This window comes from Bradyrhizobium agreste, from assembly GCF_016031625.1.
In the GTDB taxonomy this organism is placed as follows: domain Bacteria; phylum Pseudomonadota; class Alphaproteobacteria; order Rhizobiales; family Xanthobacteraceae; genus Bradyrhizobium; species Bradyrhizobium agreste.
This window is the reverse complement of record NZ_JACCHP010000003.1, coordinates 36,491-57,750: the sequence shown is the minus strand read 5'-3', so window position 1 is coordinate 57,750 and position 21,260 is coordinate 36,491. Positions and strand designations below refer to the sequence as shown.

17 protein-coding genes are annotated in these 21,260 nt (G+C 63.9%); 6 read left to right on the top strand and 11 right to left on the bottom strand.

The window, feature by feature from the left end; all coding sequences use genetic code 11:
• Nucleotides 1–26 precede the first annotated feature (26 nt).
• Together HZZ13_RS05145 and HZZ13_RS05140 are read left to right on the top strand one after the other, a co-directional pair.
• Nucleotides 27–995: a sugar ABC transporter substrate-binding protein gene (locus HZZ13_RS05145; protein WP_197958573.1), complete on the top strand. Its 969-nt coding sequence runs from the start codon at nt 27–29 to the stop codon at nt 993–995.
• Nucleotides 996–1,063: 68 nt separating this feature from the next.
• Nucleotides 1,064–1,351: a YciI family protein gene (locus tag HZZ13_RS05140; protein WP_197958572.1), complete on the top strand. Its 288-nt coding sequence runs from the start codon at nt 1,064–1,066 to the stop codon at nt 1,349–1,351.
• A gap of 308 nt (nt 1,352–1,659) precedes the next feature.
• Here the strand turns inward: HZZ13_RS05140 and HZZ13_RS05135 are convergent, their stop codons facing one another.
• Complete coding sequence (locus HZZ13_RS05135; RefSeq protein WP_197958571.1) at nt 1,660–3,279, bottom strand: Fic family protein; 1,620 nt, start codon at nt 3,277–3,279, stop codon at nt 1,660–1,662.
• Nucleotides 3,280–4,036: 757 nt separating this feature from the next.
• On the opposite strand from HZZ13_RS05135, the gene HZZ13_RS05130 reads away from it, so the two are divergent.
• The 3 genes from HZZ13_RS05130 to HZZ13_RS05120 are packed head-to-tail and all read left to right on the top strand — an operon-like array spanning nt 4,037 to nt 8,638.
• Entirely contained in the window at nt 4,037–5,068 is a 1,032-nt protein-coding gene (locus HZZ13_RS05130; protein WP_197958570.1) for a TRAP transporter substrate-binding protein, read from the top strand.
• A gap of 15 nt (nt 5,069–5,083) precedes the next feature.
• The gene (locus HZZ13_RS05125) at nt 5,084–6,967 is read left to right on the top strand and encodes a TRAP transporter large permease (protein ID WP_197958569.1); all 1,884 of its coding nucleotides are present in this window, start codon (nt 5,084–5,086) and stop codon (nt 6,965–6,967) included.
• A 21-nt stretch (nt 6,968–6,988) separates the two neighbouring features.
• Nucleotides 6,989–8,638: an acyl-CoA synthetase gene (locus HZZ13_RS05120; protein ID WP_197958568.1), complete on the top strand. Its 1,650-nt coding sequence runs from the start codon at nt 6,989–6,991 to the stop codon at nt 8,636–8,638.
• Nucleotides 8,639–8,696: 58 nt separating this feature from the next.
• On the opposite strand, the gene HZZ13_RS05115 is transcribed toward HZZ13_RS05120, so the two are convergent.
• The 9 genes from HZZ13_RS05115 to HZZ13_RS05075 all read right to left on the bottom strand — a co-directional run bounded on the left by HZZ13_RS05115 (nt 8,697) and on the right by HZZ13_RS05075 (nt 18,365).
• On the bottom strand, nt 8,697–9,674 hold the full coding sequence (locus tag HZZ13_RS05115) for a TRAP transporter substrate-binding protein (protein ID WP_197958567.1): 978 nt from the start codon (nt 9,672–9,674) through the stop codon (nt 8,697–8,699).
• A gap of 39 nt (nt 9,675–9,713) precedes the next feature.
• Nucleotides 9,714–11,027, bottom strand: coding sequence for a TRAP transporter large permease (locus HZZ13_RS05110; RefSeq protein WP_197958566.1), 1,314 nt, complete (start codon nt 11,025–11,027; stop codon nt 9,714–9,716).
• Nucleotides 11,028–11,029: 2 nt separating this feature from the next.
• On the bottom strand, nt 11,030–11,623 hold the full coding sequence (locus HZZ13_RS05105) for a TRAP transporter small permease (protein WP_197958869.1): 594 nt from the start codon (nt 11,621–11,623) through the stop codon (nt 11,030–11,032).
• 161 nt (nt 11,624–11,784) lie between these two features.
• Nucleotides 11,785–12,582 carry an MBL fold metallo-hydrolase gene (locus HZZ13_RS05100; RefSeq protein WP_197958565.1) on the bottom strand — a complete coding sequence of 266 codons (798 nt, stop codon included), beginning with the start codon at nt 12,580–12,582 and terminating at the stop codon, nt 11,785–11,787.
• 13 nt (nt 12,583–12,595) lie between these two features.
• Nucleotides 12,596–13,372 (bottom strand): TatD family hydrolase, encoded by a 777-nt coding sequence (locus tag HZZ13_RS05095; protein WP_197958564.1) that lies wholly within the window; start codon nt 13,370–13,372, stop codon nt 12,596–12,598.
• 13 nt (nt 13,373–13,385) lie between these two features.
• On the bottom strand, nt 13,386–15,323 hold the full coding sequence (gene metG, locus HZZ13_RS05090; RefSeq protein WP_197958563.1) for a methionine--tRNA ligase: 1,938 nt from the start codon (nt 15,321–15,323) through the stop codon (nt 13,386–13,388).
• 47 nt (nt 15,324–15,370) lie between these two features.
• A complete protein-coding gene (locus HZZ13_RS05085; RefSeq protein WP_197958562.1) occupies nt 15,371–16,417 on the bottom strand; it encodes a DNA polymerase III subunit delta' in 1,047 nt (348 codons plus the stop codon).
• Nucleotides 16,414–17,100: a dTMP kinase gene (tmk, locus tag HZZ13_RS05080; RefSeq protein ID WP_197958561.1), complete on the bottom strand. Its 687-nt coding sequence runs from the start codon at nt 17,098–17,100 to the stop codon at nt 16,414–16,416. Before tmk ends, HZZ13_RS05085 begins: the two co-directional genes overlap by 4 nt.
• A gap of 2 nt (nt 17,101–17,102) precedes the next feature.
• Entirely contained in the window at nt 17,103–18,365 is a 1,263-nt protein-coding gene (locus HZZ13_RS05075; RefSeq protein ID WP_197958560.1) for a D-alanyl-D-alanine carboxypeptidase family protein, read from the bottom strand.
• Nucleotides 18,366–18,519: 154 nt separating this feature from the next.
• Here HZZ13_RS05075 and HZZ13_RS05070 point away from each other — a divergent pair, with 154 nt between their 5' ends.
• Nucleotides 18,520–19,473, top strand: a complete 954-nt coding sequence (locus HZZ13_RS05070) for an alpha/beta fold hydrolase (protein ID WP_197958559.1) — start codon at nt 18,520–18,522, stop codon at nt 19,471–19,473.
• Here the strand turns inward: HZZ13_RS05070 and HZZ13_RS05065 are convergent.
• Nucleotides 19,470–20,387: a septal ring lytic transglycosylase RlpA family protein gene (locus tag HZZ13_RS05065; RefSeq protein WP_197958558.1), complete on the bottom strand. Its 918-nt coding sequence runs from the start codon at nt 20,385–20,387 to the stop codon at nt 19,470–19,472. The two genes, HZZ13_RS05070 and HZZ13_RS05065, sit on opposite strands and share 4 nt — an antisense overlap.
• Nucleotides 20,388–21,260 lie beyond the last annotated feature (873 nt).

Genomic DNA, 21,260 nt, shown 5'->3' with positions numbered 1-21,260 from the left:
CAAGCAAAATGAGGGATGGAGACAATATGAAACAGAAACTGGGCTATCTGGCATTGTTAGTGGCGGCCGCGTTCACCACGCAGGCGCGCGCCGACGGCGAGACCATTGCCGTCTTCACCAAGAACCAGACCAACCCGTTCTTCCAGACGGTGCGGGTCGGCGCCGACAACATGGCGAAGGCGATGAACGCCAAGACGCTCCAGTACATTCCGACCAAGCCGGATTCGATCCCCGAGCAGCTCAGCCAGATCGAGGACGTGGTGGTGAAGAAGCCGAGCGCGATCGTGTTCACGCCTGTCGACTACAAGGCGATGGTCCCCGGGGTCGAGAAGATCAACGACGCCAAGATCCCGGTGGTCAACATCACCGACCGCTCCGCAGGCGGCAAATTCCTCTCCTTCGTCGGCGCCGACGATTACAGCCTCGGGCTCGAGACCGCACGCTTCCTGCTCAAGACGCTCGGCGGCAAGGGCAACATCGTCATCATCGAGGGCGTCAAGGGCTCGCTGACCAATGTCGATCGCGTCCGCGGCTTCAACGACGCGCTGAAGGAGAACCCGGGCGCCAAGCTTTTGGCCTCGCAGCCCGGCAACTATCAACGGCTCCAGGCGCTCCAGGTCATGGAAAATTTGATGCAGTCGAATTCGCAGATCGACGGCGTGCTTGCCGCCAACGACGCCATGGCGGTCGGCGCGATCGAGGCGCTCGACGGCGCCAACCGCAAGGCCCAGGTGATCGGCATCAATGGCACCAAGGAAGCGATTGACGCCATCAAATCGGGCAAGCTGCTGGCGAGCGGCGATTACAACGGCTTCTACCAGGGCTGCATAGGCACGATGATGGCGATCCGCGCCCTGCGCGAGCAGCCTGTCATCGGCGAGATCGTGCTGAAACCGACGGTTATCACCAAGGATAATTACCAGCCGTTCGACACGCCGCTCGAGCAGCGCACCTGCCCGACCTTCGAGGAAGCCAGCAAGCTCAGCGCGAAGTAAGCCTCACATCAAACACGGATGGCCGCCAGCGCGGCCGTCCCAAGAACCTGCCAAGAAACGGAGACGTCATGCTGTTCGCCATCCATGCCATCGACCGCACCGGTGCATTGCCGACGCGCCTTGCCAATTACGACGCTCACAAGACGTTCCTGAGCGACACCTCGCGCTTCGGCGTCAGGATCGTAATGTCAGGACCGCTGGTCGCCGATGACGGCGCCACCATGATCGGCAGCCTGTTCCTGATCGAGGCTCCCGGCCGCGCCGAGGTCGAGGCCTTCAACCGCGCCGATCCGTTCGCCGCAGCAGGTATTTGGGAGAACGTCACGATAACAGGCTTCCTACGCCGCCAAGGCTGAGCTTCCGACATTGGGACCGACGGCATCATCCCCTACTACACACTCAATGATATGGGGCTGTCCTCGTTGACTTCCTAATGGGCCGACATCCATGGAATCGAAGGTGCCCTATCGATCTGTGGCGTAAAAGACGCAGGCTGTTAGCGGACACCGCGCTCGTGATGTGCTGCCGACCTAGTCGATCTAGTGCGACGCTCAGGGCGGCATAACGAGGAGCCATCAACGGCCTTGCCTTCTCGTATTGGATGCGCTCAATCATCGATATGCCGAGCATCGCCAGCTGTCGGGCCGCGGCCTTCCGCTGGGGATCACATCGATCGCCCAAACAGCGACGATGCATCGTCTCCGAGGCTGCGCTTCAAGTCGAGCGCCTCCCAATACTCAGCGGGAGCTGGAATACCCCTTCTCCTTTCGATCTTGAGATCGGGATTGGGGGAAGTTAGTCGGGCATTTTCGATATCCTCCAGGAACGCATTCGTTGATGCCCATAGATCGATGGTTCGGTCGAGATCAGGAGAGACGATTGCGTTAGTGATCCGTTGGCATTCGATCATCGCGCGCACAAGCGGAGCTGCCTTGGGCTCTGAATCGAAGAGCTTGACCAATCCTCCGACGTAGTCGGTTCGGAAGATCGTTGGAACGATCAGCCTGCACTGGCCTGCACCGACGAGCTCTTTGGTCATCATGATGCGCGAGGTTCGACCGTTCCCATCATTGAACGGGTGGACGAGAACGAGCAAAGTGTGCACAAAGATGCCGCGCGCCAGGGGATGGGAGATGCTCTTCAGCATCTCGTAACCTTCCTTCAACGTACCTTCTACAAGGTCCGGCGGGACGAACTCCGAGTTGCCGACATAATTCGGCTCGCTCTTGAAGTTACCCGGATTCTTCTCCGGCCGAGCGTCCATCAGCGTGCGGTTACGTTCTTTGATCTCGTCGACGAACTCAGCGAATGAGCCCGCCATGGCCATGCCCTGCGTCATCGTGGAGACCTGCTTGAATGTCTGCACGATGTCACGGCCGTCGGCAGGCCGCCCGTCCGGCTCCTCGTCGTTGAAAACGATGCGGCGAGCCTTGTCGACCGAGAACCGAGTCCCCTCGATATAGTTCGTGAAATAGGCCTCGATAAATGACGTGCAGGCGCGTTCGTCTTCCCCTGCGTGCGGGTTGGGGCGATCGGGCAGCGGAGCGCGCTCGAGCACGATAGCGAGTTCCTTCAGGCGCTCCATGCAGTCCGGGTCGTAAGGAGCCTCGCGACGCTGGCGGGCGGCGACCTTCTGGTTTGCGAGCTTTGACTGCCGCGTTTTGAGCAGAGTGCCGATTAGATCATCGAGCACCTTGAGCTCGTCGGTCGCCCCCAACGCTGAAGCAATGGCGTGCGCGCGCCGCCGAATCGCGCGAAGCCCGTCTTCATGCTCGGTCTTAAGCAGCCTCTCAAGCTCGAGTTCGGCACCTTCGCGCCCGACGTTACGCCGCGGCCCATCGCGCTCGCGTGACGGCTTCAAGTTTTCCAGGAGCTTGCGCGCCGCGCTCGGAATGTATGTGCCCAGGTAAGCAACATCGCCCTCCAGTGGACCCGGTCCTGGGAAGGAGCGTATCTCCAGACCGGGTAACGAGAAGGCCTTTCGTGTTTTACCTTCGCTATGCGTGCAAAAGACCCAGCCCGGGTATACCGGCCGACCATCCTCTCCGCGCCCACGCCAAGGAATGACCGATATCGCCGTTCGTCCGGTCAGGACAGCTCCTGGGATCAGCTTGCCCAGGATGGGCGTCCAGTGTGCGTAAGCGAATTCCTCTTTTGTGCGCGTACCAAGGCGCGCATAGATACCCTCGGCAATCTGCGTGAGCTCACCCGATTTCGCCTCGCGCTGAATGGCGCGGTCGAGCGCGCGATCGCCCGAACCGGTAAATTGGAGTTCGTCGGTCATGGCAGCTTAAGCCGTCCGGGAATGTGAATTTTGTCGCTATTTAAAACTTAATAGCCCATTTTGTCGCTAAAATCAACGTAATTGTTGATCAGCTGAGTTCCAGCGCACTCCGATTAGCGCTGGACCTAATGTTTAGCTACTGTCGCTAACCACGACTTTAGACGCGGAACTGTCGCCAAACGTCACTTTATCCTACGTGATGTTCCCTTTGTGTTCTTAAGCCCTCGAGTCCCCGAGCAGGCAAGGAGCGGAGCTTCGATGACCTCGAGAGCAGTCGGTTTGCTGGCGGGCGGTGAGCTGTGGCTCGGCCATTCGGGCTAGCCAAGCCCTTGCGCGAGCCCACCGCGAGACCAAAGACTCCGATGGAACCCTAATTCTGGCGAACTGACTCCGATGGAACCAGAATAGACTCAGAAGGAGCCATAATTCCTAGACTGAAATTACTTGTCTTTCTCGTTCCGAGACTCAGATGGAGCGAGAAACGACAATATTTAGGCGGAATTCCTGCCACCACGCCTTCGCTCTAGCGCCTTTTTTAGTCCGGCGCTCGACCATCCCTGAGCACTTGACGGCTACTGTGCATGGGGTTGTTTTCGCAGTTTTTGGTCGGGTCTCGTGTGCCGAAAGCCGATATTGCCGTGACCTTGTCTGGCTGCAATAAGCGAGGCTTCCGCGAGATCGCAGATGACCTTGAGGCGGACCGTCCGTATAGGTTTGCATCTCAGAACAACAACAAACCTTCCGAGGAAGCAGACCCATGGTCCTTTCCACGCGCTTTTCCCGACGCACGCTTCTCAAGGCCTCCGCCGCCACCGCGGTCCTGGGCGGCCTCGGTGCGCCCCATGTGGCCCGCGCCCAGAGCGCCGAGTTCACTTACAAGTACGCCAATAACCTGCCCGACACCCATCCGCTCAACGTCCGCGCCAAGGAGATGGCGGCGGCGATCAAGACCGAGACAGGCGGCAAGTTCGACCTGCAGATCTTCCCGAACAACCAGCTCGGCTCCGACACCGACATGCTGAGCCAGATCCGCTCGGGCGGCGTCGAGTTCTTCACGCTGTCCGGCCTGATCCTGTCGACCCTGGTGCCGGCGGCGTCCATCAACGGCATCGGCTTCGCGTTCCCGGACTACGATACGGTCTGGAAGGCCATGGACGGCGAACTCGGCGCCCATGTCCGCGGCGAGATCAAGAAGGCCGGCCTCGAGGTCATGGACAAGATCTGGGACAACGGCTTCCGCCAGACCACGTCGTCGACCAAGCCGATCACCGGGCCTGACGACCTCAAGGGCTTCAAGATCCGCGTGCCGGTGTCGCCGCTATGGACCTCGATGTTCAAGGCGTTCGATGCCGCGCCGGCCTCGATCAATTTCAGCGAGGTCTATTCCGCGCTCCAGACCAAGATCGTCGAGGGCCAGGAGAACCCGCTGGCCATCATCTCGACCGCCAAGCTCTACGAGGTGCAGAAGTACTGCTCGCTGACCAACCACATGTGGGACGGCTTCTGGTTCCTGGCCAACCGCAGAGCCTGGGAAAAGCTGCCGCAGGACGTGCGCACCGTCGTCGCCAAGAACATCAATACCGCCGCCGTCAAGGAGCGTGAGGATACCGCCAAACTGAACGCCAACCTGCAGCAGGAGCTCGCTGGCAAGGGCCTGACCTTCAACCAGCCAGCGGTCGCGCCGTTCCGCGACAAGCTGCGCTCCGCTGGCTTCTATGCCGAATGGAAGGGCAAATATGGCGATCAGGCCTGGGAGCTCCTGGAGAAGGCTGTCGGCAAGCTGTCGTAGCGCGTTGGGCCCAGCATGGCTCATGTCGAGATCGAGGTGACCGAAGTGGTGGGCGAGGTGACGTCCCCTCGCCGACCTTCGCTGCTGGCTTCCGCCGAGCGCATGCTCGGTCTCCTCGTCGAAATTCCGGCGGCGATCCTGGTCGTCGCCGAGATCGTGATCCTGTTTGCCGGCGTGGTCGCACGCTACGGCCTGCACCGGCCGCTGATCTGGTCGGACGAGCTCGCCTCGATCCTGTTCCTGTGGCTCGCCATGCTGGGCGCGGCGGTCGCGTTCCGCCGCTCCGAGCACATGCGCATGACCGCGGTCGTCGCGAGCGCACCGCCAGCCATGCGGGCCTATCTCGATCTGGTCGCGACCTCGGCGGCGCTGGCGTTTCTGGTCCTGATCGTCTGGCCGGCCTGCGACTACGCCTATGAGGAAAGCTACATCACCACGCCGGCGCTGCAGATCTCCAACATGTGGCGCGCCGCCGCGCTGCCGGCCGGCATCGGCCTGATGGCCGCTTTCGCCTTGCTGCGGCTGCTACGCGCGGCTGATTACCGGATGGTCGCGGCCGCGGTGCTGTCGGTTGCGGTTGTGATCGGCCTGTTCTGGCTGACGGAGCCGTTGCTGCGGCCGCTCGGCAATCTCAACCTCGTCATCTTCTTCGTCGGCGTCGCCGGCTTCTGCGTCTTTGCCGGCGTTCCCATTGCGTTCGGCTTTGGCCTGGCCATCTTCGGCTATCTCGCGCTGACCACGCGCACGCCGGTCATGGTGCTGGTCGGGCGCATGGACGAGGGCATGAGCCACCTCATCCTGCTTTCCGTGCCGCTGTTTGTGTTCCTGGGCCTACTGATCGAGATGACCGGCATGGCGCGGGCCATGGTGGCGTTCCTGGCAAGCCTGCTCGGCCACATCAGGGGCGGCCTGCATTACGTGCTGGTCGGCGCCATGTACCTGGTCTCCGGCATCTCAGGCGCCAAGGCTGCCGACATGGCCGCGGTCGCGCCCGTGCTGTTTCCCGAGATGAAAGAGCGCGGCGCCAAGCCCGGCGATCTCGTCGCGCTGCTGGCGGCCACGGGCGCCCAGACCGAGACGATCCCGCCGAGCCTCGTGCTGATCACGATCGGCTCGGTCACGGGCGTCTCGATTGCCGCTCTCTTCACCGGCGGCCTGCTGCCCGGCGTCGTGCTCGCGGTCACGCTCTGCATGCTGGTGTGGTGGCGCTACCGCCACGAGGACATGAGCCATGTCCGCCGCGCCTCGGCGTCCGAGATCGGCAAGACGTTCGTCATCGCCCTGCCCGCGCTCGCGCTGCCTTTCGTGATCCGCTATGCCGTGGTCGAGGGCATCGCGACCGCGACCGAAGTCTCCACCATCGGCATCGTCTACGGCGCCCTTGTCGGCCTCCTGGTCTACCGCCGCTTCGACTGGCGGCGGCTGTTTCCGATGCTGGTCGAGACCGCCGCGCTGTCGGGTGCGATCCTCCTGATCATCGGCACGGCGACCGGCATGGCCTGGGGCCTGACCCAATCCGGCTTCTCGCGCTCGCTGGCTGCGGCCATGACGGGATTGCCAGGGGGAGCTGCGACCTTCATTGCGGTATCGATCCTGGCCTTCACCATCCTCGGCAGCGTGCTGGAGGGCATCCCGGCGATCGTGCTGTTCGGACCGCTGCTGTTTCCGATCGCCCGCGCCGTCGGCGTGCACGAGGTGCACTACGCCATGGTCATCATTCTGGCCATGGGTATCGGACTATTCGCTCCGCCCTTCGGCGTCGGCTATTATGCCGCCTGCGCCATCGGACGCGTCGATCCGGCCGAAGGCATCAGGCCGATCTGGGGCTATCTGCTGGCGCTGCTGGTGGGATTGATCATCGTCGCGATCTTCCCCTGGATCTCGATCGGATTTCTTTGACGCGATTTAAGGAGGGTGTCGATGAGCGAGCGACAGAACCCGTACAATCTCGGCCTCGACAAGACGCAAGCCAATTATGTGCCGCTGAGCCCGCTGAGCTTCCTCGTGCGCAGCGCCGCGGTCTATCCCGATCACGTCAGCACGGTCTATGAAGGCCGCAGCTTCACCTGGGCGCAGACCTATGAGCGCTGCAGACGGTTTGCCTCCTGGCTCGCAGGCAAGGGCATCGGCGTCGGCGACACCGTCGCGGCGATGCTGCCCAACATTCCCGCGATGAACGAGGCGCACTTCGCCGTGCCCATGACCGGCGCCGTGCTCAACGCGCTCAACATCCGCCTCGATGCGCCGTCGATCGCGTTCCAGCTCGACCATGGCGGCGCGAAAATCATCCTGGTCGATCCAGAGTTTTCTGGCGTCATCAGCGACGCGCTGGCGCGGATGACCGGCCCCAAGCCGCTGGTGGTCGACGTCGACGACGCTGCGTTCAAGGGCGGCACGCGCATCGGCGAGATCGAATACGAGATGGCCGTCGCCCAAGGCGATCCAGGCTTCGCGCCGATCACGCCGAGTGATGAATGGGACGCGATTGCGCTGAGCTACACTTCGGGCACGACAGGCAATCCCAAGGGCGTCGTCACCCATCATCGCGGCGCCTATCTGAACGCCGTCAGCAACATCCTCGCCGGCAATCTCGGCCAGCATCCGGTCTATCTCTGGACGCTGCCGATGTTCCACTGCAACGGCTGGTGCTTTCCCTGGACCATTGCGGCGGCCGCCGGGATCAATGTCTGCCTGCGCAAGGTCGAGCCGACCAGGATCTTCGAGCTGATCAAACAGCACGGCGTCACCCATATGTGCGGCGCGCCGATCGTCTACAACACGCTGATCAACGCCCCGGATGCCCCCAAAGGCAATGCCGCCCGCCGCGTCGTCGGCCTGATCGCGGGCGCGGCGCCGCCGGTCGCGGTGCTCGAAGGCGCCGAAAGCATCGGCATCAAGCTCACCCACGTGTACGGCCTGACCGAGGTCTACGGCCCCGCCTCGGTCTGCGCCGAGCAGCCGGGCTGGGACGAGCTCGCGCCCGCCGAACGCGCCCGCATGAAGCGCCGGCAGGGCGTGCCCTACCCGCTCCAGGAAGCCGTCACGGTCATCAACCCGCAGACCATGCAGGAGGTGCCGCGCGACGGCGAGACCATCGGCGAGGTCATGTTCCGCGGCAACATCGTGATGAAGGGCTACCTGAAGAACGATAAGGCGACCAAAGAAGCCTTCGAAGGCGGCTGGTTTCACACCGGCGATCTCGGCGTGCTCGACGAGCACGGCTACGTCATCATCAAGGATCGCTCCAAGGACATCATCATCTCAGGCGGCGAGAACATCTCCTCGGTCGAGGTCGAGGACATCCTCTACAAGCACCCGGCCGTGCTGTTCGCAGCCGTAGTGGCCAAACCCGATCCCAAATGGGGTGAAGTGCCCTGCGCCTTCGTCGAGCTGAAAGAGGGCGCCAGCGCCAGCGAAGCCGACATCATCGCCTTCTGCCGTTCACATATGAGCGGCTTCAAGACACCCAAGGCGGTCGTGTTCGGGCCGATCCCGAAGACGTCCACGGGCAAGATCCAGAAATTCCTGCTGCGCAACGAAGTCGGCTCGGTGAAGGCGATCTCGGCCTGAACAGCCGCTAAAGAAGCTTCCGCCCGCCCGCGCACGGCGGGCGGAAGCTCTCTCATCCTCACATCTTCTTATAGGCGTCGACCACCGCCTGACCGTCGGCCCCTGCCTTCTTCAGCCAGTCGGCCGTGAGCTGGTCACCGATCTTCTGGAAGCCGGCCTTGAGTGCCGGGCTCGGCGGCTCGACGATCATGCCTTTGGCCTTGAGCTGATCGAGGTACCAATTGGCCTTCTCTTGCCAGGCCTTCCAGCCGCGCGTCTCCGCGGTGGCGGCGGCCTTCAGGATGGCCTCCTGGGTCGGCTTGTCGAGCGCGTCGAACGCAGCCTTGTTGACGAAGGTGTAGTCCTTCGGAATCCAGGCCTGCACGTCATAGAAGTATTTGAGCGACTCCCAGGCCTTCGAATCGTAGCCGGTGCCGCCCGACGACATGAAGGAGTTCACCACACCGGTTGCCAGCGCCTGCGGCAGTTCCGCGGCCTGGATCGTGACCGATTGCGCGCCGACCAGTTCGCCGATCCGGGCGGTCCCGACATTGTAGGCGCGCCACTTCAAGCCCTTCATGTCCTCGATCGTCGCCAGCGGCTTGTTGACGTAAACGCCCTGCGGTGCCCACGGCACCACGAATAGCAGCTTGAGACCTTGCGCATCGAGCTTCTTGGCGATCGCAGGCTTGGAGGCCTGATACAGCTTCATCGCGTCGGGGAAGCTGGTCGCGAGGAAGGGCACGACGTCGATGCCGAACATCGGGTCTTCGTTCTCGTGGATCGACAGCAGCACCTCACCCATCTGCGCCTGCCCGGTCATCACGGCGCGCTTGATGTCGGGCGCCTTGAACAGCGAGGCGCCCGGATGAACCGTGATCTGGAGCTTGCCGGAGGTGGCGGCTTCGACGTCCTTGGCGAACGCGACCAGGTTTTCGGAGTGCGGGTTATCCGCAGGATACGCTGCCGGCAGATTCCATTTGGTCTGGGCCAAGGCAGGCGTCGCGGCCAGCACAACGCCGGCGATCAGGGATGCGCGGAATAAACGAGACATCATCGGGCTTCTCCTCACAGTCGATCTGAAGAACGGGTACGCTCAGTCTGGGAAAGCGAGCTTCGGCACGAACATCACGATCTGCGGATACTCCGTGATGATGAACACGGCGACCAGCAGCAACACGAAGAACGGAAACGCCGCCCGCGCGACCGTGAACGTATCGCGGCCGCTCATGTTCTGGAGCACGAACAGATTGAATCCGACCGGCGGCGTGATCTGCGCCATCTCGACGTGGATGATCAGGTAGACGCCGAACCAGACCAGGTCGAGACCGGCCTGCTTGACCATGGGCAGCACGATGACAGCGGTCAGAACGATCATCGAAATGCCGTCGATCAGGCAACCCAGGATGATGTACATGATGCTCAGATACAGCGCCAGCATGCTCGGCGTGAGCTGCTGGCCCTGGACCCAGGTGGCGAGCGCTGCCGGAATGCCGGTATAGGCCATCGCAGCCGTGGTATAGGCCGCGCCTGCCAGGATCAGCATGATCATGCAGGTCAGGCGCGTCGCGCTCATGATGCTCTCGAGGAAGTTCTTGCGCGTGAGCGTGCCGCTCCACCACGCCAGCAGCAGCGCGCCGGAAACGCCCCAGGCCGCGCATTCCGTCGCCGTCGCAAAGCCGAGAACGAGCGACAGGAACACCGCCAGGATCAGCAGCAGACAGGGCGCGAGCTTGGCCGACTCGCGCAGCTTCTGCCGGAGCGGCATCGGCGGATCTCGCGGCGGAATCTTCTTGGGGTTGAGCAGCGACCAGACGATGATGTAGCCGGAATAGAGCACGATCACGAGCAGTCCCGGCAGGAAGCCGCCGAGAAACACTTGAAGCACGGAGACGTTCGCCGTGACGGCATAGACCACCATCGGAATCGACGGCGGGATCAAAAGGCCGAGCGTGCCCGAGCCCGCCAGCGATCCGAGGCTCAGGCCCTTGTCGTATCCGCGCTTGTCGAGCTCCGGCAGCGCGATCTTGCCGATCGTCGCGCAGGTCGCCGCCGACGACCCCGACACCGCCGCGAAAATGCCACAGCCGATCACGTTGACATGGGTCAGGCGTCCCGGCAGCCACTGCACCCAGGGCGACAGGCCGCGGAACATTTCCTCGGACAATTTGGTGCGGAACAGAATCTCTCCCATCCAGATGAACAACGGCAGCGCCGCCAGCGTCCAGGTTGAGCTCGCACTCCAGGTGGTGGTCGCAAGCACGGTCCCGAGCGGCAGGCTCGTGGTCAGCGCCATCGCCACGAAGCCGACCAGCCCGAGCGAGACCGCGATCCAGACGCCGCTTCCCAGCAGCAGGATCATGACGCCGAGCAGGACGAACGACAGCTCGATCATGCCGAGATTGGCCATGCTCAGCCCCCACCACCCTGCGAGATGCGTTCGACGAACTCTTCCGGAGTTTCGTCGGGCGAGCCCTTCTCGTAGCTCGGACGGTTGCCGCCGATGACGTTGACCATCTCGTCGATCAGCGCGATCGAGAGGATCACGAGGCCGCCGGCAAAGCCGAGCTGGGGAATCCAGAGCGGAAGCGCGACGACGCCCTGCGCGACGTCGTTGAAGCGCCAGGAATCGTAGGTCATCTGCACCGCATGACGGGTGAAGTAGAGGATGAAGGCGGCGGCAATGCCGAGTGCCACGACCTCCGCGACCTGCTTGGTCCGCCCGTGCAGACGCTCCAGCAGCAGCCCGACGCGGATCATCTCCCCGCGCTTGAAGGTGTGAGCGAGGCCGAGGAACGCCATCGCAGCCATGCACCAGGACGCAAAATCGTCGCCGGCGGGAATGTTGAGCGCAAACTGGCGCCCGACCGACATCACCATCATGATTGCGAAGATCGCGACCAGGAAGGCGCCCGCGGCATAACCCGCGCCGAGATAAAGGAGGTCCAGAGCGCGTCGCACCGGTCCTTGAGCCGCTACATCGTCCTCTGCCAACGCGATCCCCACCCTCACACGAGGCGATTCGACCGACCGATTGCACTTGGGCCGTGCCGGCCCGGTTTGAATATCGCCCTGCCCAACGCCTGTCTTTCAGACGTTAGATCAACATGATGGGGCCGGCGCAAGCAAGGTCTATGCCGGCTGGCAGGAGAATTTCCACCGCGGGTTTAGTGCGTCTCCAGCCGCAGCCCGTCATAGGCCGGCACCACGCCAGGGGGCAGCGACTGCCGGATGACCTCGTAATCGACGTCGGCGGTCATGTTGGTGATGACCGCGCGCTTCGGCTTGAAGCGCTCGATCCAGGACAGCGCGTCGTTGATGCTGAAATGGCTGACATGGCTGGTGTAGCGCAGGCCGTCGACGATCCAGAGATCGAGATTCTCCAGCGCGCCCCAGCTCTCGCGCGGGATGTCGTTGAGATCCGGTGTGTAGGCAGCATCCCCGATGCGGTAGCCGAGCGCGGGAATGGCGCCGTGCTGCACCAGGAAGGCTGTCATCGTCACCGCGCCGCCCTTCCCCAGGATGGTCTGGCTCTCGCCCGCCTCGATCGAATGCCGGGTCAGGATCGGCGGATAGTCGCTGCCTTCGGGCGAGATGAAGCAATAGGAGAACCGCGATAAGATATCCTTGGCGGTCGACTGGTTGAAATAGGTCGGAATGCGCCGGCGCATGTGCATGACGACCGAGCGCAGATCATCCATGCCGTGGGTCTGGTCGGCATGCTCGTGGGTGAGGAACACCGCGTCGATGTGGTCGACATTGGTCGAGAGCAATTGCTCGCGCAGGTCCGGCGAGGTGTCGATCACGATGCGTGTCGTGCCGTGCTCGGACGTCCGTTCGACCAGCAGCGAGCAGCGGCGGCGGCGGTTCTTGGGATTGTTCGGATCGCAGGCGCCCCAGCCGAGCGCCGGGCGCGGCACGCCGGCGGAGGAGCCGCAGCCCAGGATCGTCAGCGTCAGCGTCATGTGGCTTCCAGTCTCAAGCTTTCACCTTCGAGAACAGGCGGAAGAAGTTTTCGCTGGTCTGGCGCGAGATCTCGTCAAGGGACACGCCGCGCGTCTCGGCGAGCACTTTTGCGACCTCGACCACGTAGGCCGGCTCGTTGCGCTTGCCCCGAAACTTGCCGGGCGCAAGATAGGGCGAGTCTGTTTCAACCAGAATACGGTCGGGCGGCAGTTCGGCTGCGAGCGCGCGCAAGGCCTCGGATTTCTTGAAGGTCAGGATTCCCGTGAAGCCGATATAAAACCCGAGCGACACCGCCTTCAGTGCCAGCTCGCGCCCGCCCGTGTAACAATGCAGGACGGCGCGAAACGATCCCCTTGCCGCCTCCTCTTCGAGAATGCGCGCGCAGTCCTCGTCGGCGTCGCGGGTATGGATCACCAGCGGCAAGCCGGTGGCGCGGGCGGCGGCGATGTGGGCGCGAAAGCCCCTCGCCTGCGCTTCCGGCGAGCCGTTGTCGTAGAAATAGTCGAGCCCGGCCTCGCCGAGCGCGACGACCTTGGGATGCTGGGTCAGCGCAATCAGCTCATCCGGCGCGATGCCGTCCTCCTCGTCCGCATGGTGCGGATGGGTGCCGACCGAGCAATAGACGTCGTCATAGCGCTCGGCGATCGCGAGCAGGTCCGGCAGCCGCCGCACCCGCGTCGAGATCGTGACCATGCGCGCGACCCCGGCCGCTCGCGCTCGCGACACGATCCCGTCGAGATTGTCCGCAAAGTCCGGAAAATCCAGATGGCAATGACTGTCGACCAGCATCGTGCGAACGCCTTCAGGCTGCCGGCTCGACATAGCGTGGGAACGCCGGCGTCGGCGCCGGCAGCGTCGAACCGGGCGCGATGCGCTTTGCGCCGCCGAGCATGTCAAATTTACGCTCGGCTTCGGGGATGCCGAGGCTGTCGAGCAGCTTGCCGGAGGCGGTCGGCATCGCAGGCTGAGCCAGGATCGCGATCTGGCGCACGACTTCGGCGGTGACGTAGAGCACCGTCTTCTGCCTGGCCGGATCCGTCTTGGCGAGCACCCACGGCGCTTCACCCGCAAAATAGCGGTTGGCTTCCGCGACCACGGCCCAGACGGCATTGAGCCATTGATGGATCTGCTGCGTCGCCATGGCCTCGCGCGAGGCCGCGATCATGCCGTCGGCCATCGCCAGGATCGCCTTGTCGTTGTCGCTGAACTCGCCGGGCTCGGGCAGCACGCCGCCGAACTGCTTTGCGATCATCGACAGCGAGCGCTGCGCAAGATTGCCGAGATCGTTGGCGAGATCGGCATTGATGCGCGCCACGATAGCCTCATGGTTGTAATTGCCGTCCTGGCCGAACGGCACCTCGCGCAGGAAGAAGTAGCGCATCTGGTCGACGCCGTATTGGTCGGCAAGGTTGAAGGGATCGACGACATTGCCGACCGACTTCGACATCTTCTCGCCCCTGTTGAACAGGAAGCCGTGGGCATAGACCCGCTTCGGCAGCGGGATGCCCGCCGACAAAAGGAAGGCCGGCCAATACACCGCATGGAAGCGGATGATGTCCTTGCCGATGATGTGCACGTCGGCCGGCCAATAGCGCCAATTCTTGTCGCTCTCATCGGGGAAACCGACGCCGGTGATGTAGTTGGTCAGCGCGTCGACCCAGACATACATCACATGCTCTTCGTCGCCGGGCACCTTCACGCCCCAATCGAACGTGGTGCGCGAGATCGAGAGATCGCGCAGGCCGCCCTTGACGAAGCTGACGACCTCGTTTTTGCGCGAGTCCGGGCCGATGAACTCAGGCTGATCCGCATAGAGCTTGAGCAGCTTGTCCTCGTAGGCCGAAAGGCGGAAGAAATAGCTCTTCTCCTCCACCCATTCGACCGGCGTGCCCTGTGGACCCAAGCGCACGCCGTCATCGTTCACGCGCGTCTCGTCCTCGGCGTAATAGGCCTCGTCGCGGACCGAGTACCAGCCCGAATAGGTGTCGGCGTAGATGTCGCCATTCGCTTCCATGCGGCGCCAGATTTCCTGGCTGGAGCGGTGATGCTGCTCCTCGGTGGTGCGGATGAAGCGATCGAACGACACGTTCAGGCGCTCGTCCATCTCTCTGAAGCGGCCGGCATTGCGCGTCGCGAGCGCGGCGGTGGACATGCCTTCGCTCGCCGCCGTCTGAATCATCTTCTGACCGTGCTCGTCGGTGCCGGTCAAAAAGAACACATCCTTGCCGTCGAGCCGCGCAAAGCGCGCCAGCGCGTCGGTCGCGATCGCCTCATAGGCGTGACCGATATGCGGGCTGCCGTTCGGATAGGCGATCGCGGTCGTGATGTAGAAGACGTTGTCGCGCGCTGCGGCGACCGTGGGCGCGGCAGCTTGCGGAGAAGCGACGGGCTTCGGCGCACGCGGAGCCCTTGGTTTCGCCGCCTTTGGCGTCACAGGCGTGACGACGGGAGCCGGTGCAGCGGTCGCGGCAGGCGCAGCCGCCGTTTTCGCGACCTTCTTCGCCGGGGCCTTTGCCGGTTTCTTGGCCGGCTTCCTGGCAGCCTTCTTCACCGCTTTCTTGGCGAGAACCTGCTTCTTCGCGGCCTTCTTGCCAGCCTTCTTTGCGGCGCTCTTCTTCACGCTCTTCTTGGCGCCGGCTTTCTCGTTGGTCTTGGCAGCTTTGGCCGCGCGCGTCTTGGCCTTCTTCGCAGCCTTCTTGCCGCTCTTGCGTTTGACGGATTTCTTAGCTCGCGTTGCCACCACGAATTCCTTTACCGGCTTCTCGAATTTTGGAAACGGCTCGGCGCCTAGCGCGTTGCGTCCGCCAGCCAGCCGAACACCGAGAAAACCAAGGGCTTTCGCTCCAGATTGTAGGTTTCGGTGTCGCGCGCGGCGCGGACGATCTTTTCCCATACCTCAGCTAGCCGCGCAAGGCGCGGCAGATTCTCGTTGGCATTGGCCTCATCCGCATGCAGGCGCTCGGCGATCCAGCGATCGATGCCGTCGATGAAGGCCGCAAGCGCCACGCGGTCGCTGGTGCCAAGCGAATCGCCGAGCGTGTGCAATTCGCGCGGATCGATCTGTGGCAGGCGCGCGAGCAGCGCCGCCGTGCGCTGCTGAAGTTTCAGCGCGTCGCCACCGAGCAACGTCAGCGCCCGTGCGACGCTGCCCTCGGATGCCTCGGCCGCCTCGCGCAGCGCGGCATCGTTCGGATCGAGCTCAGCCGCTGACGCTGCAGCGCCGATCACATCGTTCGTGGCGAGCGGCCGCAGGCGCAGCTTGCGGCAGCGCGACTGGATCGTGGCGAGCACCCGCGCGGGCGCGTGGCTGACCAGAAGGAACAGCGATTGCTGCGGCGGCTCCTCAAGAATCTTCAAAAGCGCGTTGGCCGCGTTCGGATTGAGCTCGTCGACGGTATCGACGACGCAGACGCGCCAGCCCTCGGCCGCGGCGGTCGAGCCGAAGAAACCGATCGTCTCGCGCGTCTCGTCCACGGTGATCACGGTGCGCATCACGCCACGCTCGTTGGCGCTGCGCTCGAGCGTCAGCAGCCCCCCATGCGAGCCGGCCGCCACCTGCCGCGCCACGGCATCATCGGGATCGATCGCCAGGCTTTCGGCGCGCTGCACGGCCGGCGCCAACGGCTGCGCATGGGCGAGCACGAACCGCGCCATCCGATAGGCCAGCGTCGCCTTTCCGATCCCTTGCGGCCCGCCGATCAGCCAGGCGTGCGGGATGCGTCCGCTGCGATAGGCGTCAAGCAGCGCGGCCTCCGCCTCGCGATGGCCGAACAGCTGCGACGTCTCGCGCGGATGCGGTATGGCGGTTTCCCGCTCGGCCTGACGCGGACTCATGCCGACACGACCGAGGCAGGCGTGGGCAGCAGGCGCTCGCGCACCGCGGTCCAGACGCGCGCAGCAACCGTGTCCGGATCGGAATTGGCGTCGATCAGCACGCAGCGCGCCGGATCCTCCGCCGCGATCCTGCGATAGGCCTCGCGCAGGCCCTGGTGGAAGCTGAGCTTCTCGGCCTCGAACCGGTCAGGCGCGCCGCTGCCGCGGCGCGCGGCGGCGCGTTGCAGGCCAATCTCCACCGGCAAGTCGAGGATGATGGTGAGGTCCGGCTTGAGATCGCCGATCGTGACCCGCTGCATGGCGTTGATCAGGCCATCGGGGACGAGGCCAAGGCTGCCTTGATAGGCCCGCGTCGAGTCGGCGAAGCGGTCGCACAGCACCCAGACGCCCTGGCTCAACGCGGGCAGAATCACGGTGCGGACATGGTCATCGCGCGCGGCGGCAAACAGCAGCGTCTCGGCTTCGGGGCCGAGCAGCTTGCCCATGCCCGACAGCACCAGATGGCGCATGATCTCGGCGCCCGGCGAGCCGCCTGGCTCACGCGTGACCCGGATGCGCAGCTTGGCCGCCGTGAGGCGGTCGGCGAGCTTCTTGATCTGGGTCGACTTCCCCGTGCCCTCGCCGCCTTCAAAGGTGACGAAGCGTCCCCGTCCGGACGGTCGCTGTGCCGCGCTCTCACTCATGCTCAGAGCTTCTCAGCACCTGCACGGAACATGCCGATCACGAGCTCGCTGGCGCCATCGATGGCGCGGCGCATGGTCGAGCCGGTGCCGATGGCCTCGGCGGCATAGACCGGCGTCTCGACCGCGATGTTGCCGCTGCGCCAGACCCTGACCACGCCGACCCGCTGGCCGGCCTCGACCGGCGCACGCACCGGGCCGCTATAGACGACGCGCGCAATCAGCTTGTCGCTGCCGTTCTTGTGCACCATCACCTTCACCGGCGTCTTGGCGACGAGCTTGACCGAGCGGCGCTCGCCGCCGAACACCTTGGCGTAGCCGACGGGCTGCTCGGCTGCGATCAGGGTGCGGGTCTCGAAATTGCGAAAACCCCATTCCAGCATCTTCTTGGCTTCCGTGGCGCGGTCTTCGGGATCTTCAAGTCCGTTGACGACGACGATCAGACGCGTGCCGTTCTGCACGGCGGAGCCGACCATGCCGTAGCCGCCTTCCTTGGTGTAGCCGGTCTTCAGACCGTCAGCGCCTTCCATCGAATTGAGCAGCGGATTGCGATTCTGCTGTCGGATCTTGTTCCAGGTGAACTCCCTCTCGCCGAACAGTTTGTAGAATTCGGGGAAGTCCAGGATGATGTGCCGGGCGAGCATGCCGAGCTCGCGCACCGTCATCTTGTTGCCGGGATCGGGCAGACCGTTGGAATTGGCGAAGGTCGACTTGGTCATGCCAAGCTCGCGGGCGCGCTTGGTCATGAAGTCGGCGGCAAAGATCCGCTCATTGCCCGCCATGGCTTCGGCCAGCGCGATGCAGGCGTCGTTGCCGCTCTGGATGATCGCGCCGCGCAGGAGATCGTCGACCGAGACCTTGCTGTTGATGGCCGCGAACATGGTCGAGCCGCCCGAGGGGGCCCCGCCTCTGCGCCAGGCATTCTCGCTGATCCGGTACTCGTCGGTCAGCTTGATGTCGCCCTTCTTGACCGCGTTGAAGACGACCTCCGCGGTCATCAGCTTCATCATGCTCGAAGGCGCGCGCAGCTCGTCGGCGTTCTTCTCGAACAGCACGCTGCCCGAGGAGGCTTCGATCAGGATCGCGGTCGGGGCATCGCCGTCGAAACCGGTATCTTCCGCCTTCTTGGCGCCCTGGATGCTCTGGTTGGCCGCATAGAGCGCCCCGCCCCAGCCGATGCCCGCCGCCAAGATCATCGCGATCAGACCGCGCGCCAGCGTTCCGGCGGTGAGCCGGTTGCCACGAAGCGAAGGGATACGAAGTGCCATGGCGAAGCCCTGAGAGAGGCGTTCTAACAGCTGGAACAGATGCGAACAACACGCGGTTGGACGCTTGTCGCTGAGATTGCACGATTCTCGCTGCGCCCCTATCGTGGTGCCTCATGTTTTTCGACCAAACCCCTGAAACAAGGCGGAAAAGCGAATGTCCTCAACCCGCATGATCAAGACCAACGGGGTCGAGCTGTTCGTCCGCGAAGCCGGCCAGGGACCGCTGGTGGTGCTGTGCCATGGCTGGCCGGAACTGTCCTACTCCTGGCGCCACCAGATCCCCGCGCTTGCCGCAGCCGGGTTTCACGTCGTTGCCCCTGATATGCGCGGCTACGGCCAGAGCGCGGCGCCGCCCGACGTTGCCGCCTATTCGATCTTCGACACTGTCGGCGACGTGGTCGGCCTCGTCCAGGCGCTTGGTGAGACTAAGGCGATGGTGGTCGGCCACGATTGGGGTGCGCCGGTCGCCTGGCACGCGGCGCTGTTCCGCCCCGACATCTTCACGGCAGTCGCGGGCCTCAGCGTGCCGCCGCCGTTCCGCGGCCGCGGCAAGCCGCTCGACCTGCTGCGCCAGGGCGGCGTCACCAATTTCTACTGGCAGTATTTCCAGACGCCCGGCGTCGCCGAGGCGGAGCTCGAGCGTGACGTCGCACGCACCATGCGCATCGTCCTTGGCGGGCGCGGCCTCGCCGATCCCACCGCGGCCATGTTCGTGCAGGAGGGCAAGGGCTTTCTCGGCCATGCGGGCGCCGACGAGCCGCTGCCCGGCTGGCTCAGCGAGGCAGACCTCGCTTATTTCACCGAGGCCTTCCGCAAGTCCGGCTTTCGCGGCGGGCTGAACTGGTACCGCAACATCGATCGCAATTGGGAGCTGACCGCACCCTGGCAGGACGCGCAGATCCATCAACCCTCGTTGTTCATCGCCGGCTCCAAGGATGCCGTCATTACCGGCCTGATCGGCGCCAAGCGCGTCAACGAGCTTGAGCGCGTGCTGCCCAATCTGAAGCGCAAGCTGATCCTCGAGGGCGCCGGCCATTGGGTGCAGCAGGAACGGCCCGACGAGGTGAACGCGGCCCTGCTGACTTTCCTGAAGGAGAGCGCACCCTAGTAGAGACCGCGGCCGCTCAGGATGCTGCGGGCCTCGGCGGCGCCGTCGGTCGCGCTCTCGGCGGCATAGCGGCCGTCCTCGTCATAGGACACCGCGCGGGCGTTCTGGAGCGCCCGCCCCCGGCTCCGGCTCGAGGCCGACATTTCCGAGGTCGCGTTGAGCGAAGCCATATCGGCCGAAGTGCTGCCGAGATTGTATGGCCGCCCCTCCGGCATCGGGACCTCGCCGCGAATGGCGCCGCGGGTCGAGGACGGCAGTTCCGGTACAAACGGCTTGGCCGAGGCGACCCGGACCATCGAGGGCGACGGCGCCGGAACGCCGGTCCGCAGGGTCGCCAGAAGCTGACGGTCGTCGGAGCCTTCGAGCGGCGCCCGGCCGACATATTCGACCCGGACCTTGGCGACGCCATTTCCTTTGAATTCAAGGAGTTCGGCGGCCTTGTTCGAGACGTCGATGAGGCGGTTGCCATGATAGGGCCCGCGGTCATTGACGCGGACGATCAGCGACTTGCCGTTCGAGATGTTGGTGACCCGGGCGTAGGACGGCATCGGCAGGGTCGGGTGCGCCGCGGTCAGCGAGGTCATGTCGAACACCTCGCCGTTGGCCGTCAGGCGGCCGTGGAAATCATCGCCGTACCAGGACGCCATGCCCTCGGCGCGATAATTGACGTCCTCCTCCGGCACGTAGGTCCTGCCCGCCACGACATAGGGCTTGCCGACGCGGTAGGTACCGCCGCCTTTCGGGACCGGGTCGCCCCAGGCCACTACACGCGGGCTCGAGGACACGCCGTATTTCGGATCGACGCGGCTGGCGAACTTGTTCGAGGAGGCACAATTGGCAAGCGCAAGGCAGGTCGCGAGCGCCGCAACACCGCGCGCGGCCCGCAAAACCGAATCTGACCGACGGATCCCCATGCGCCCTAAATACCACTTTGCCGGAGGCGTACCCAACCCGCTTTGGTGACGGGGGAGCGCTGTCCGGTCATCTCATCCGAGGCGGCCCACCACCGCATCGGACACAGTAACGATAACGCAACCCGAACGCGGCGGAAATGGGGAGCCCACGGCGATCACGCCGGGATGGTAAACGGGACGTTCGCATTTTTCCGTTGTTCTACGGGGCGATGGCGTCGGCACTGTGCCAGTGCTGGACATTCTGTTGCGCCAAATCCTCACTCCACCCCCATTGTCGCAACGCTCACCGAAATTCTTTTGACTGTGCAAGGCCGCACGCGTTCTCTCGGATGCGAGGGCGGGAATTGGAATTTAACGATGATCGAGACGGTTTCGGCACTGATGGGTCTGGTAAGCGCGGGGATCTTCCTGGCCCATGCCTTCGAAGGTTACCGCACGAGGGCGTGAAGCCACTCGCGCGGACGGCAAGCATCACCCCTTTCAAAGCGGCGCGTTCGGACGTTCCTAGGTCGATCCGGTCGCGCATCGAACACGAGAGTGGCAGGTGTCCCATGCGTAATCATGACCTCGTATCCGATGGCTTCCTGGCCTTGACCGCCGGCGGCTTGGTGCTGCTCTGCTCAAGTCTTGTCGCGCTGGCGTTTGCCTGAACCGCACGTCCTCCTGTCCAATACGGTTCTCTCCATTGCGGCGCAGCAAGCGCAGCCGTCCCCGCTCCCATTCAGTTGATTGAATTATTGCGTTCGGCGCCTCGACCAATTGCAAGAGGCCATCACCAACGAGGGTGACGCAAATGCTTGCCGAGAAGTTCTTCCTGGTCCTGGAATCCCTGATCCGCGGGGACCGCACCTATCCAGATGGAAGTCCCCGGGT